This window comes from Pseudomonas sp. PSKL.D1, assembly GCF_028898945.1.
In the GTDB taxonomy this organism is placed as follows: Bacteria; Pseudomonadota; Gammaproteobacteria; order Pseudomonadales; family Pseudomonadaceae; genus Aquipseudomonas.
This window is the reverse complement of record NZ_CP118607.1, coordinates 1,795,795-1,809,130: the sequence shown is the minus strand read 5'-3', so window position 1 is coordinate 1,809,130 and position 13,336 is coordinate 1,795,795. Positions and strand designations below refer to the sequence as shown.

11 protein-coding genes are annotated in these 13,336 nt (G+C 61.9%); 9 read left to right on the top strand and 2 right to left on the bottom strand.

Annotation, left to right across the window (positions count from 1 at the left end; all coding sequences use genetic code 11):
- Nucleotides 1–257: 257 nt before the first annotated feature.
- The 4 genes from xdhA (at nt 258) to guaD (ending at nt 6,434) form a co-directional block, all read left to right on the top strand.
- Nucleotides 258–1,712, top strand: a complete 1,455-nt coding sequence (gene xdhA, locus PVV54_RS08015) for a xanthine dehydrogenase small subunit (RefSeq protein WP_274909413.1) — start codon at nt 258–260, stop codon at nt 1,710–1,712.
- Nucleotides 1,705–4,104, top strand: a complete 2,400-nt coding sequence (gene xdhB / locus PVV54_RS08010; RefSeq protein WP_274909412.1) for a xanthine dehydrogenase molybdopterin binding subunit — start codon at nt 1,705–1,707, stop codon at nt 4,102–4,104. Before xdhA ends, xdhB begins: the two co-directional genes overlap by 8 nt.
- Before the next feature lie 169 nt (nt 4,105–4,273).
- A complete protein-coding gene (gene xdhC / locus PVV54_RS08005) occupies nt 4,274–5,119 on the top strand; it encodes a xanthine dehydrogenase accessory protein XdhC (RefSeq protein WP_274909411.1) in 846 nt (281 codons plus the stop codon).
- Between the two features lie 10 nt (nt 5,120–5,129).
- Nucleotides 5,130–6,434 (top strand): guanine deaminase, encoded by a 1,305-nt coding sequence (gene guaD / locus PVV54_RS08000; RefSeq protein WP_274909410.1) that lies wholly within the window; start codon nt 5,130–5,132, stop codon nt 6,432–6,434.
- A 186-nt stretch (nt 6,435–6,620) separates the two neighbouring features.
- Here the strand turns inward: guaD and PVV54_RS07995 are convergent, their stop codons facing one another.
- Nucleotides 6,621–7,376, bottom strand: a complete 756-nt coding sequence (locus tag PVV54_RS07995; protein ID WP_274909409.1) for a GntR family transcriptional regulator — start codon at nt 7,374–7,376, stop codon at nt 6,621–6,623.
- 279 nt (nt 7,377–7,655) lie between these two features.
- On the opposite strand from PVV54_RS07995, the gene PVV54_RS07990 reads away from it, so the two are divergent.
- On the top strand, nt 7,656–9,005 hold the full coding sequence (locus tag PVV54_RS07990; RefSeq protein WP_274909408.1) for an NCS2 family permease: 1,350 nt from the start codon (nt 7,656–7,658) through the stop codon (nt 9,003–9,005).
- Nucleotides 9,006–9,223: 218 nt separating this feature from the next.
- Here PVV54_RS07990 and uraH read toward each other — a convergent pair whose 3' ends face one another.
- Nucleotides 9,224–9,577 (bottom strand): hydroxyisourate hydrolase, encoded by a 354-nt coding sequence (gene uraH / locus PVV54_RS07985; protein ID WP_274909407.1) that lies wholly within the window; start codon nt 9,575–9,577, stop codon nt 9,224–9,226.
- A gap of 378 nt (nt 9,578–9,955) precedes the next feature.
- Here uraH and puuE point away from each other — a divergent pair, with 378 nt between their 5' ends.
- The 4 genes from puuE to PVV54_RS07965 are packed head-to-tail and all read left to right on the top strand — an operon-like array spanning nt 9,956 to nt 13,321.
- A complete protein-coding gene (gene puuE, locus PVV54_RS07980; RefSeq protein WP_274909406.1) occupies nt 9,956–10,882 on the top strand; it encodes an allantoinase PuuE in 927 nt (308 codons plus the stop codon).
- A complete protein-coding gene (gene uraD, locus PVV54_RS07975) occupies nt 10,882–11,397 on the top strand; it encodes a 2-oxo-4-hydroxy-4-carboxy-5-ureidoimidazoline decarboxylase (protein ID WP_274909405.1) in 516 nt (171 codons plus the stop codon). Before puuE ends, uraD begins: the two co-directional genes overlap by 1 nt.
- A 55-nt stretch (nt 11,398–11,452) precedes the next feature.
- Nucleotides 11,453–11,956 carry an ureidoglycolate lyase gene (locus tag PVV54_RS07970; protein WP_012315446.1) on the top strand — a complete coding sequence of 168 codons (504 nt, stop codon included), beginning with the start codon at nt 11,453–11,455 and terminating at the stop codon, nt 11,954–11,956.
- Nucleotides 11,957–12,001: 45 nt separating this feature from the next.
- Nucleotides 12,002–13,321, top strand: coding sequence for a urate hydroxylase PuuD (locus tag PVV54_RS07965; RefSeq protein ID WP_274909404.1), 1,320 nt, complete (start codon nt 12,002–12,004; stop codon nt 13,319–13,321).
- Nucleotides 13,322–13,336 lie beyond the last annotated feature (15 nt).

The window sequence follows — 13,336 nt, the reverse complement described above, 5'->3', positions numbered from 1 at the left end:
CAAAATCATTGGGCTGGTTACAAGGGGGCGATTGTAGCGCACTTGGCCAGCACTCGCGCAGAGGGGCAGCGCGGTTTATTTGACCCGCCAGACAGCCAGCCGGGCGGCGCGATCTATGCTTGTAACAAGCGCAGCGATTTCAGTTGAGGGTGACCATGAGCGATTTCCTGACCTTTGAGTCAAAAATTTATTGACCAGTTTGTCAGGTCTGCTTATTGTCCGCTCAACAACAATAAAACCATTGCGAGGCCATCCCCGTGATCCAGTTTCTCGTCAACCAGGAGCTGCGTAGTGAGCACGCCCTGGACCCGAACATGACGGTGCTGCAGTACCTGCGCGAGCACCTGGGCAAACCCGGCACCAAAGAAGGCTGCGCCAGCGGCGACTGCGGCGCCTGCACCGTGGTGGTCGGCGAGCTGACCCAAGGCGAACACGGCGAAGACAGCCTGCGTTACCGCAGCCTCAACTCGTGCCTGACATTCGTCTCGTCCCTGCACGGCAAGCAACTGATCAGCGTCGAAGGCCTCAAGCACCAAGGCCAACTGCACAGCGTGCAACAGGCCATGGCTGACTGCCATGGTTCGCAGTGCGGTTTTTGCACCCCAGGTTTTGTCATGTCGCTGTTCGCGCTGCAAAAGAACAGCCAGGGCCATGACCTGCACCAGGCCCAGGAAGCGCTGGCCGGCAACCTGTGCCGCTGCACCGGCTACAGGCCAATCCTCGATGCCGCCGAACAGAGCTGCCGCCAGCCCTGCCGCGACCAGTTCGATGCCCAGCAGGCGCAAACCATCGCCCGCCTCAAAGCCATCGCACCCACCCAGACCGGCGAACTCAACAGCGGCGACAAACGCTGCCTGGTGCCACTGACCGTGGCCGACCTGGCCGATCTGTACAGCTCGCACCCCGAAGCCCGCCTGCTGGCCGGCGGTACCGACCTGGCACTGGAAGTCACGCAGTTTCATAAAACGCTGCCGGTGATGATCTACGTGGGCCATGTGGCCGAGCTCAAGCGCATCGACAAGACCGCCAGCCACCTGGAAATCGGTGCCGCCACCCCGCTCACCGACTGCTACGGCGCGCTTAACGAGGAATACCCGGACTTCGGCGACCTGCTGCACCGCTTTGCCTCGCTGCAGATCCGCAACCAGGGCACCCTGGGCGGCAACATCGGCAACGCCTCGCCAATTGGCGACTCGCCACCCCTGCTGATCGCGCTGGACGCGCAGATCGTCCTGCGCCAGGGCGAGCGCCAGCGCACGATGCCGCTGGAAGACTACTTCATCGACTACCGCATCACTGCCCGCCAGGACAGCGAATTCATCGAGAAGATCATCGTGCCGCGAGCCAGCAACGACTGGGCGTTCCGCGCCTACAAAGTGTCCAAGCGCCTGGATGACGACATTTCGGCGGTGTGCGGTGCCTTCAACCTGAGCATTGAAAACGGCGTGGTCAGCGGTGTGCGCATCGCCTTCGGCGGCATGGCGGCCATCCCCAAACGCGCCCGCGCCTGCGAAGCCGCGCTGCGCGGCAAGCCCTGGAACCAGGCCAACCTGGAGCGCGCCTGCCAGGCCCTGGCCGAAGACTTCACCCCGCTCAGCGACTTCCGCGCCAGCAAGGAATACCGCCTGCTGACCGCACAGAACCTGCTGCGCAAATACTTCATCGAACTGCAAACGCCGCACATCGAAACCCGGGTGACCGACTATGTCTAACCATCACGCCGTCAAGAGCCAGGCCGAGATGGCCGAACTGTTCAGCCAGGACCTGACCACCGGGGTTGGCCGCAGCGTCAAGCACGACAGCGCCGACAAGCACGTGGCCGGCGAAGCGGTTTATATCGATGACCGCCTGGAATTCCCCAACCAGTTGCATGTGTATGCACGCACCGCCGACCGTGCCCATGCGCGCATCGTGCGCATCGACACCACGCCGTGCTACACCTTCGAGGGTGTGCGCATCGCCATCACCCATGAAGACATCCCGGGCCTGAAGGACATCGGCCCGGTGGTGGCCGGTGACCCGCTGCTGGCCATCGACAAGGTCGAGTTCTTCGGCCAGCCGGTACTCGCCGTGGCCGCCCGCGACCTGGAAACCGCACGCCGCGCCGCCATGGCCGCCATCGTCGAATATGAAGACCTTGAGCCGGTGCTGGACGTAGTCGACGCCTTGCGCAAGAAGCATTTCGTGCTCGACAGCCACACCCACCAGCGCGGTGATTCGGCCACCGCGCTGGCCAGCGCCCCGCACCGCCTGCAGGGCACCCTGCACATCGGTGGCCAGGAACACTTCTACCTGGAAACCCAGATTTCGTCGGTGATGCCCACCGAAGACGGCGGCATGATCGTGTTCTGCTCCACCCAAAACCCCACCGAAGTGCAAAAGCTGGTCGCCGAAGTGCTCGACGTACCGATGAACAAGGTGGTGCTCGACATGCGCCGCATGGGCGGCGGTTTTGGCGGTAAGGAAACCCAGGCCGCCAGCCCTGCCTGCCTGTGCGCGGTGGTTGCCCGCCTGACCGGCCAGCCGACCAAGATGCGCCTGCCGCGCGTCGAAGACATGATGATGACCGGCAAGCGCCACCCGTTCTACGTCGAGTACGACGTAGGCTTCGATGACGACGGCCGCCTGCACGGCATCAACCTCGACCTGGCCGGCAACTGCGGCTACTCGCCCGACCTGTCCGGCTCGATCGTCGACCGCGCCATGTTCCACTCCGACAACGCCTACTACCTGGGCGATGCCACCGTGCACGGCCACCGCTGCAAGACCAACACCGCTTCCAACACTGCCTACCGTGGCTTTGGCGGCCCGCAGGGCATGGTCGCCATCGAGCAGGTGATGGATCACATCGCCCGACACCTGGGCCGTGACCCGCTGGCGGTGCGCAAGGCCAACTATTACGGCAAAACCGAGCGCAACGTCACCCACTACTACCAGACCGTCGAGCACAACATGCTCGAAGAAATGACCGCCGAACTCGAAGCCAGCAGCGACTACGCCGAGCGCCGCGAGTCGATCCGCCGCTTCAACGCCAATAGCCCGGTACTGAAAAAGGGCCTGGCGCTGACCCCGGTGAAGTTCGGCATCTCATTCACCGCCACCTTCCTCAACCAGGCCGGTGCGCTGATCCACATCTACACCGACGGCAGCATCCACCTGAACCACGGCGGCACCGAGATGGGCCAGGGCCTCAACACCAAGGTGGCACAGGTGGTGGCGCAAATCTTCCAGGTGGATTTCAGCCGCATCCAGATCACCGCCACCAACACCGACAAGGTGCCCAACACCTCGCCGACCGCTGCCTCCAGCGGTGCCGACCTGAACGGCAAGGCCGCGCAGAACGCGGCTGAAATCCTCAAGAAGCGCCTCACCGAGTTCGCAGCACGGCATTACCAGGTGACTGAAGAAGATGTGGAATTCCGCAACGGCCATGTGCGCGTGCGCGACCAGATCGTCAGCTTCGAGCAACTGGTGCAACAGGCGTATTTCGCCCAGGTGTCGCTGTCGAGCACCGGCTTCTACCGCACGCCGAAGATTTTCTACGACCGCAGCCAGGCACGAGGCCGGCCTTTCTACTACTTCGCCTTCGGCGCGGCCTGCGTGGAAGTGATCGTCGACACGCTCACCGGCGAGTACAAAATGCTGCGCGCCGACATCCTGCACGACGTGGGCGACTCGCTTAACCCGGCCATCGACATTGGCCAGGTAGAAGGTGGCTTCATCCAGGGCATGGGTTGGCTGACCACCGAAGAGCTGGTGTGGAACGCCAAGGGCAAGCTTATGACCAACGGCCCGGCCAGCTACAAGATACCGGCAGTGGCCGACATGCCGCTGGACCTGCGGGTGAAGCTGGTGGAAAACCGCAAGAACCCGGAAGACACCGTGTTCCACTCCAAGGCCGTGGGCGAGCCGCCGTTCATGCTCGGCATTGCCGCTTGGTGTGCGCTCAAGGATGCCGTGGCGAGTATTGCCGATTACCGCGTGCAGCCCGACATCGACGCCCCGGCCACCCCGGAGCGGGTGTTGTGGGGCTGTGAGCAGATGCGCAAGGCGGTGGCTGCGGCAGTGCCTGCCGATGCTGAACTGGAAACCGTGCCCCACTGACAGCACAAGCCCCCCCTGTGGGAGCGGCCTTGTGTCGCGAATGGGGCGCGAAGCGGCCCCGAGGATCTTCGTTGCTTCACAGATTTTGGGCCCGCTTCGCGAGCCTTTCGCGACACAAGGCCGCTCCCACAGAGGCGGGGGCCGCATCACTCTTGAGAGAGGTTGCATCATGCATCAATGGATCAACGCCCTCGCCGACCACCAGTCACGCGGTGAAGCCTGCGTACTGGTGACCATCATCGAAGAACGCGGCTCGACCCCACGCAATGCCGGCTCGAAGATGGTGGTCAGTGCCACCGGGCTGTTCGACACCATCGGCGGCGGCCACCTGGAATACAAGGCGCTGCACATCGCCCGGCAGATGCTGGAAGAACACCGCACCACCCCGCACCTGGAGCGTTTCAGCCTGGGCGCCAGCCTGGGCCAGTGCTGCGGCGGCGCCACCGTGCTGCTGTTCGAACCCATGGCCGCGGTGCAGGCGCACATTGCCGTGTTCGGCGCGGGCCATGTGGGCCGCGCTCTGGTACCCTTGCTCGCCGCGCTGCCCTGCCGGGTGCGCTGGATCGATTCGCGCGAACAGGAATTCCCCGAGCTCATCCCCAATGGGGTGACCAAGGTGGTCAGCGAGGAACCGGTCGACGAAGTGGCCGACCTGCCTGCGGGCAGTTACTGCATCGTCATGACCCACAACCACCAGCTCGACCTGGAACTGACCGCCGCCATTCTCAAACGCAATGACTTCACCTGGTTCGGCCTGATTGGCTCGAAGACCAAGCGCGTCAAGTTCGAACACCGCCTGCGCGAGCGCGGCTACGACGACGCCCTGATGGCACGCATGCGTTGCCCGATGGGCATTGCCGAGGTCAAGGGCAAGCTGCCCATCGAGATCGCCGTGTCCATCGCCGGGGAAATCATTGCCACCTACAACGCCTGCTTCGGCCAGCACGACGCTGCCGTGAACGCCGGCCCCATTGCCCAGTTGCTGCCGCCCTCCCGGCGCAGCCCAGCCCTTTGACGAGTGTGTTATGACCCTTACCCGCAAAGCCTACCGTGCCGCCATCCTGCACAGCATCGCCGACCCGGCCGAGGTCGGCCTTGAGGCCTCCCATCAGTATTTCGAAGATGGCCTGTTGGTGGTCGATGATGGGCGTATCAGCGCGCTGGGCCATGCCAGTGACCTGCTGCCGACGCTGGATGCCGACATCGAAGTGGTGCACTACCAGGATGCCCTGATTACCCCGGGCTTCATTGATACCCACATCCACTTCCCGCAAACCGGCATGATCGGCTCCTACGGCGAACAGTTGCTGGACTGGCTGAACACCTACACCTTCCCATGCGAAAAACAGTTCGCCGACAAGGATCATGCCGACAAGGTAGCTAAGATTTTCCTCAAGGAACTGCTGCGCAACGGCACCACCACTGCGCTGGTGTTCGGCAGCGTGCACCCGCAGTCGGTCAACGCGTTGTTTGAAGAAGCCGAGCGCCTGGACCTGCGCATGATCGCCGGCAAGGTGATGATGGACCGCAACGCGCCGGACTATCTCACCGACACCGCAGAAACCTCCTACACCGAAAGCAAGGCGCTGATCGAGCGCTGGCATGGCAAGGGCCGCCTGCACTACGCGGTAACCCCACGCTTCGCCCCCACCAGCACCCCAGAACAATTGACCGTAGCCGGCCAACTACTCAAGGAACACCCTGGCGTGTACATGCACACGCACCTGTCCGAGAACCTCAAGGAAATCGACTGGGTCAAGGAATTGTTCCCTGAACAGAAAGGCTACCTGGACGTCTACGACCACTTCGAACTGCTGGGCGAGCGTTCGGTGTTCGCCCACGGCGTGCACCTGTGTGACGAAGAATGCCAGCGCCTGTCGGAGACCGGTTCGGCCATCGCCTTCTGCCCCACGTCCAACCTGTTCCTGGGCAGTGGTTTGTTCAACCTGCCGCAGGCCGAGAAATTCAAGGTGAATGTGGGCCTGGGTACCGATGTGGGGGCCGGTACCAGCTTCTCGCTGCTGAACACGTTGAATGAGGCGTACAAGGTGATGCAACTGCAGGGCGCTCGCCTGCACCCGTACAAGTCGCTGTACCTGGCCACCCTGGGTGGCGCCCGGGCACTGCGCCTGGATGACCGCATCGGCAGTTTGCGCCCGGGCAACGACGCGGACTTCGTGGTGCTGGACTACAAGGCTACGCCGTTGCTGGACTACCGCATTCAGCAGTCCAACAGCATTGAAGAGACCTTGTTTGTGCTGACCACGCTGGGGGATGACCGGACCGTGCGCGAGACGTATGCGGCTGGGCGGAGTGTGCATCAGCGCTGAAAATGCAGGGGACCGCTTTGCGGTCCTATCCGACCGGTCCGGCGCTCCGGCAAGGCCGCTCCCACACAGACCGCGCAAGCCATGAACTTCCAGGCTTATGGTGGACTATGTGGGAGCGGCCTTGCCGGGGCGCCGGACCGGTCGGATAGGGCTGCGCAGCAGCCCCGGGATCAATCAGGCAAACGATCAACCCTTGGCCGAAACCTTGGGCTTCTTCAGCAAATGCGAAAACACCGCATGCAGGTCGTCCGAGGCACTTTCCTCGTCCAGGTTCAGCTTGCTGTCGATGTGATCCATGTGGTGCATCATCAGACTCACCGCCTGCTCGGCATCACGCGCCTCGATGGCATCGATCAGCTGCATGTGCTCGTCATACGAGCAGTGCGAGCGGTTGCCGCTCTCGTACTGGGCAATGATCAGCGAAGTTTGCGACACCAGGCTGCGCTGGAAGCTCACCAACGGCGCGTTGCCAGCCGCTTCAGCCAGCTTGAGGTGGAACTCGCCCGACAGGCGGATACCGGCACCCCGGTCGCCACGGGAGAAGCTGTCGCGTTCTTCACGCACCATCTGGCGCAACTCGTTGAGTTGCTCGGCGGTCGCATGCTGCACGGCCAGCTCGGTGATGGCACGTTCGACCATGCGCCGCGAGAAAAATACCTGGCGCGCCTCTTCCACCGTCGGGCTGGCCACTACCGCGCCGCGGTTGGGCCGCAACAGCACCACGCTTTCGTGGGCCAGGCGCGACAAGGCGCGACGGATGATGGTGCGGCTGACGCCGAAAATTTCGCCCAGCGCTTCCTCGCTCAATTTGGTGCCCGGCGCCAGACGCTGCTCGAGAATCGCCTCGAAGATGTGCGCGTAGACGATATCGTCCTGGGTACCACTGCGGCCGGCCTTGCCAGCACGCACAGGTTTCTTCAGAGGTTGCAGCTGTTCGTTCATGGGCTCTCGGGCACGAAGGAAAGTATGGCGCCATTGTACACAGGCTGACCCGTTTCTGCAGGTAGCCTTTTTCACATATAGCTGTTGTGCGGAACTTTGTGCGCACAAAAAATAAAACATTATTTGCTTTCTTTGTACACAAAAGCATAATCCAGCGAGCAACATCTTGACCCGCGAGTCAACTAAACGGTCAGACGTCTGCCTTCCCTCGCGGAGCCGCCAAGTGCATGCGCAGGACAATGGCTCCAAAACAACAAGAAAGACTTGAGGAGTATCGCTGTGGAAAGCCGCAAATCCGAAGCACCTACGCTGGATCTCGCCCCACCGCTCGAAACGGGCTGGCTGGAGCGGATTTTCAAACTCAAGCAACACGGCAGCACCGTCCGCACCGAGCTGATCGCCGGGGTGACCACCTTCATCACCATGGCTTACATCATCTTCGTCAACCCCAACATCATGGCTGATGCCGGCATTGATCACGGCGCCGCGTTCGTGGCCACCTGCATCGCCGCCGCGCTGGGCTGCCTGCTGATGGGCCTGTACGCCAACTGGCCAGTGGGCCTGGCACCCGGCATGGGCCTGAACGCGTTCTTTACCTACACCGTGGTCGGCACCATGGGTTACAACTGGGAAACGGCGCTGGGCGCGGTGTTCGTCTCGGGTGTGCTGTTCATGTTCCTGACCTTGTCGAAAGTGCGCGAGTGGCTGCTGAACAGCATCCCGGTCAGCCTGCGCCATGCCATGGGGGCTGGCGTCGGATTGTTCCTCGGGCTGATCGGCCTGAAGACCGCGGGCATCATCGTCGACAGCCCCGCTACCCTGATCAAGCTGGGTTCGCTGCATGAGCCCGGGCCGCTGCTGGCGGCGGTGTGTTTTCTGCTGATTGCCATCCTTAGCTACAAGCGGGTGTTCGGCGCCATCCTGATCAGCATCATCGGCGTGACCTTGGCCGGTTGGGGCCTGGGCCTGGTGAAGTTCGGCGGCGTGATGTCGATGCCACCGAGCCTGGCACCCACCTGGATGGCCATGGACGTGGCGGGCGTATTCAACGTCAGCATGATCAGCGTGGTGCTGGCGTTTCTGTTCGTGCACATGTTCGACACCGCCGGCACGCTGATGGGTGTGGCGCAGCGGGCCAACCTGGTGGCACCGGACGGGCGTATCGAGAACCTGTCCAAGGCGTTGAAGGCAGACAGCGCGTCCAGCGTATTCGGTGCTGTGGTTGGCGTACCACCTGTGACCAGCTACGTGGAAAGTGCGGCCGGTGTGGCGGCGGGTGGCCGCACAGGCCTGACCGCCGTGGTGGTCGGCCTGCTGTTTGTCGCGGCGATGTTCTTTGCCCCGCTGGCGGGGATGATTCCGGCGTATGCCACTGCAGGTGCGCTGATCTACGTGGCAATGCTGATGATGGGCAGCATGGCGCACATTCACTGGGATGAAGCCACCGACAGCATTCCGGCGATCGTCACCGTGATCATGATGCCACTGACCTTCTCGGTTGCGGACGGCATTGCCCTGGGCTTTATCAGCTATGTGGCGTTGAAGGCGGGTACCGGCAAATACAAGGAGATCTCTGCCAGCTTGTGGGTGCTGTGTGCGATCTTCATTGCCAAGTTTGTGTTCCTTTAAGCAGGCATTGCACCAATAAAGGGCGCTTCGGCGCCCTTTTTCATTGCCTGTGCGGGCCTCTTCGCGGGTAAACCCGCTCCCACAGGTTATTCAATGCCTGTGGGAGCGGGTTTACCCGCGAAGAGGCCCGCACAGGCAATACAAAAACAACAGACGAAAAAAAGCCCGCCAGTGTGAGAGCGGGCCAAAGGACCTACGAAGATTCTTCTAGCGACCAACTAGCTTCCACGATAGGTCGAATAGCTGTACGGCGAGATCAGCAGCGGCACATGGTAGTGGTCCTGCTGCTCATCAATGCCGAAACGCAGCACGACAACATCCAGAAACGCCGCATCCGGCAGCTGCACGCCGCGGGCACGGTAGTAGGCACCGGCGCTGAATTGCAGCTGGTAAACGCCAGTACGGTAATCGTCACCCTGCAGCAACGGCGCATCGACGCGGCCGTCGCTGTTGGTCAGGGCAGTGTTCACCAGCTCCAGTTGCTGGCCTTCGACGCGATACAGCTCAACCTTGATCGCGCTGCCTGGGCAGCCGTGAGCGGCATCCAGTACGTGTGTGGTCAAACGTCCCATTTGCTTGTCGCCTCGTGTTCAATCGGTGGGCAAAAAATACACGGCAATCATCACGCCATAGGGCCTGTGATGTGCGGGATGACACCATTAAGACATTTCATCGAAAAATTGTACACAATTTTTTGATCCCTTCCGCACCATCTGTCCACACACCTTTCTTTAGTCGCAAATACAGGCCCTATGCTGACTCAATCAACCAATACTGACCACTTAGGCAGGATTTTTGCAACGCATTCTCATGCGACAAAAGGACAGAAATGCGGAAAAACAGGCTTACAAAAGATTTCAGAAGTTGTATACAATCAGCCCATCCGGTGGTGCGACATCCCGACGCGGCCCGCCCCGCCCCCGCACAAACGCACAAGAAGGAAGACTGCAGTGAGCGCTGACTACCCTCGCGACCTGATCGGTTACGGCAACAACCCTCCTCACCCGCAATGGCCGGGCAACGCTCGTATTGCTTTGTCTTTTGTCCTCAACTACGAGGAAGGTGGCGAGCGCAACATCCTGCACGGTGACAAAGAGTCCGAAGCCTTCCTGTCCGAAATGGTGGCTGCCCAACCGCTGCAGGGCGCGCGCAACATGAGCATGGAGTCGCTGTACGAATACGGCAGCCGCGCCGGTGTATGGCGCCTGCTCAAGCTGTTCAAGGACAGCGGCGTACCCCTGACCATCTTCGCCGTGGCCATGGCTGCCCAGCGCCACCCGGACGTAATCCGCGCCATGGTCGAAGCCGGGCACGAAATCTGCAGCCACGGCTACCGCTGGATCGACTACCAGAACATGGACGAGGCCCAGGAGCGCGAGCACATGCTCGAAGCCATCCGCATCCTCACCGAACTGACCGGCGAGCGCCCACTGGGCTGGTACACCGGCCGCACCGGCCCCAACACCCGCCGCCTGGTGATGGAGGAAGGCAACTTCCTGTACGACAGCGACACCTATGACGACGACCTGCCCTACTGGGAGCCGAACAACCCGACCGGCAAGCCACACCTGGTGATCCCGTACACCCTGGACACCAACGACATGCGCTTCACCCAGGTACAGGGCTTCAACTGCGGCGAGCAGTTCTTCCAATACCTCAAGGACGCCTTCGACGTGCTGTATGCCGAAGGTGCCGAAGCGCCAAAAATGCTGTCGATCGGGCTGCACTGCCGCCTGGTCGGCCGCCCGGCCCGCCTGGCTGCGCTCAAGCGCTTCGTTGATTACGCAAAAAGCCATGACCAGGTGTGGTTCGCCCGTCGCGTGGATATTGCCCGCCACTGGCACGCCACCCACCCGTACAAGAAAGAGAACGCCTGATGACCGCTTTCAAAACCCTCAAGCCATCCGCCCTGGACCGCGACGCTTTCGTCGCGGCCTTCGCCGACATCTACGAGCACTCGCCGTGGGTTGCCGAAAAAGCCTTTGACCTGGGCCAACCGGGCGAGCTGGACGAGATCGAGGCACTGCACCAGCGCATGAGCGACATCCTGCTCAGCGCCAACCACGCCGACCAACTGGCGCTGATCAACGCTCACCCGGACCTGGCCGGCAAAGCCGCCGTACAGGGCGAACTGACCGAATCGAGCACCAACGAGCAGGCCGGTGCCGGTATCCACCAGTGCACCGCCGAGGAATTCGCCCGTTTCACCGAACTGAATGACGCCTACAAGGCCAAGTTCCAGTTCCCGTTCATCATGGCGGTAAAGGGCAGCAACCGGCACCAGATCCTCGCCTCCTTTGAAAAACGCATCCACAACGACGTCGATGCCGAGTTCAAGGAAGCCCTGGCGCAAATCAACCTGATCGCCCTGTTCCGCCTGCTGCAGCTCTGAGGCTGCAGCACAGCAAGCCCCATTACAGAACAACGAACTTAGAAGAGATAACCGCATGCGCACCCTGATGATCGAGCCCCTGACCAAAGAAGCCTTCGCCCCCTTCGGTGACGTGATCGAAACCGACGGCAGCGACCACTTCATGATCAACAACGGCTCGACCATGCGCTTTCACAAGCTCGCCACGGTGGAAACCGCCGAGCCTGAAGACAAGGCGATCATCAGCATCTTCCGCGCCGACGCGCTGGACATGCCGCTGACCGTGCGCATGCTGGAGCGCCATCCGCTGGGCAGCCAGGCTTTCATCCCGCTGCTCGGCAACCCCTTTCTGATCGTGGTCGCGCCCGTTGGCGATGCACCTGTATCAGGCTTGGTCCGTGCCTTCCGCAGTAATGGCAGGCAGGGCGTTAATTACCATCGCGGCGTTTGGCACCACCCGGTGCTGACGATCGAAAAGCGGGATGACTTCCTGGTGGTTGATCGCAGTGGTTCTGGCAACAACTGCGACGAGCATTACTTCACCGAGGAACAGATGTTGATCCTCAATCCCCACCAATAAGAAAAGGTCGGCCATCGAAACTGATGGCTGGCAGAGGTACATACTGTGGAAGCACACCTTCACGAATGGCTGAACCTGAGCATTCGCTGGGTTCACATGATCACCGGTGTCGCCTGGATCGGTGCATCGTTCTACTTCGTCTGGCTGGAAAACAACCTGAACCGGAGCAATCCGCGTGACGGGCTGTCGGGTGACCTTTGGGCCATCCACGGCGGTGGTATCTACCACCTTGAGAAGTACAAGCTGGCGCCGCCGAAAATGCCCGAGAACCTGCACTGGTTCAAATGGGAAGCCTACTTCACCTGGATGTCCGGGATCGCCTTGCTGTGCGTGGTGTTCTACTGGAACCCGACCCTGTACCTGCTGGCCCCTGGCAGCACCCTGAGCGGTGCCGAAGGCGTGGCCATCGGTATCGGCTCGCTGGTAGCCGGCTGGTTCATCTACGACCTGCTCTGCGACTCGCCATTGGGCAAGCGCCCGGCGCTGCTTGGCGGCGTGCTGTTTGTGCTGATCATCGCCGCTTGCTGGGGCTTCAGCCTGGTGTTCAGCGGCCGCGGTGCGTACCTGCACACCGGCGCGATCATCGGCACCATCATGGTCGGTAACGTGTTCCGCATCATCATGCCGGCCCAGCGCCAGCTGGTGGCCGCGATCGAGAGCAACACCACCCCCGACCCACGCCTGCCGGCCAAAGGCCTGCTGCGTTCGCGCCACAACAACTACTTCACCCTGCCGGTGCTGTTCATCATGATCAGCAACCACTTCCCGAGCACCTACGGTAGCCAGTACAACTGGCTGATCCTGGCCGGCATTGCAGTGGCAGCGGTATTGATCCGCCACTACTTCAACACCCGCCACGATAGCGCCAAGTACGCCTGGACCCTGCCGGTCGGCGCGCTGGCGATGATCTGCCTGGCTTACGTCACCGGCCCTAAACCGCTGGCCGTATCGCCCGAGCAAGCTGCCGCGAAGATCGAGTACCAGCCGCTGCCTGCCACTGCAGTGGGCGGCAAGACCGCTGCCGAGCTGCGTGCCGAAGAAGCCGCCAAACCTGCTGAAGCACCTGCCGCGGCTCCTGCCCAGGCTGCCGCCCAGGCTGGTGGCGATGCGTTCGACAAGATCCACAACGTCATCCAGGAACGCTGCACCGTGTGCCACTCGTCCAAACCGACCAGCCCACTGTTCAGCGCCGCCCCTGCCGGCGTGATGTTCGACACCCCGCAGCAGATCCAGGCCCAGGCCGCGCGCATCCAGGCGCAAGCGGTCGCCAGCCAGATCATGCCGCTGGGCAACATCACCCAGATGACCGTCGAAGAGCGCAAGCTCGTCGGCGACTGGATCGCCAAAGGCGCCCCGGTGAACTGATACACGACCGTCGGG

Excerpts from the sequence above, each read along its gene's own strand:
- xdhB (WP_274909412.1), top strand. The coding sequence starts at position 1,705 with ATGTCTAACCATCACGCCGTCAAGAGCCAGGCCGAGATGGCCGAACTG.
- guaD (WP_274909410.1), top strand. The coding sequence starts at position 5,130 with ATGACCCTTACCCGCAAAGCCTACCGTGCCGCCATCCTGCACAGCATC.
- uraH (WP_274909407.1), bottom strand. The coding sequence starts at position 9,577 with ATGGGACGTTTGACCACACACGTACTGGATGCCGCTCACGGCTGCCCA.
- PVV54_RS07970 (WP_012315446.1), top strand. The coding sequence starts at position 11,453 with ATGCGCACCCTGATGATCGAGCCCCTGACCAAAGAAGCCTTCGCCCCC.
- PVV54_RS07995 (WP_274909409.1), bottom strand. The coding sequence starts at position 7,376 with ATGAACGAACAGCTGCAACCTCTGAAGAAACCTGTGCGTGCTGGCAAG.
- xdhC (WP_274909411.1), top strand. The coding sequence starts at position 4,274 with ATGCATCAATGGATCAACGCCCTCGCCGACCACCAGTCACGCGGTGAA.
- uraD (WP_274909405.1), top strand. The coding sequence starts at position 10,882 with ATGACCGCTTTCAAAACCCTCAAGCCATCCGCCCTGGACCGCGACGCT.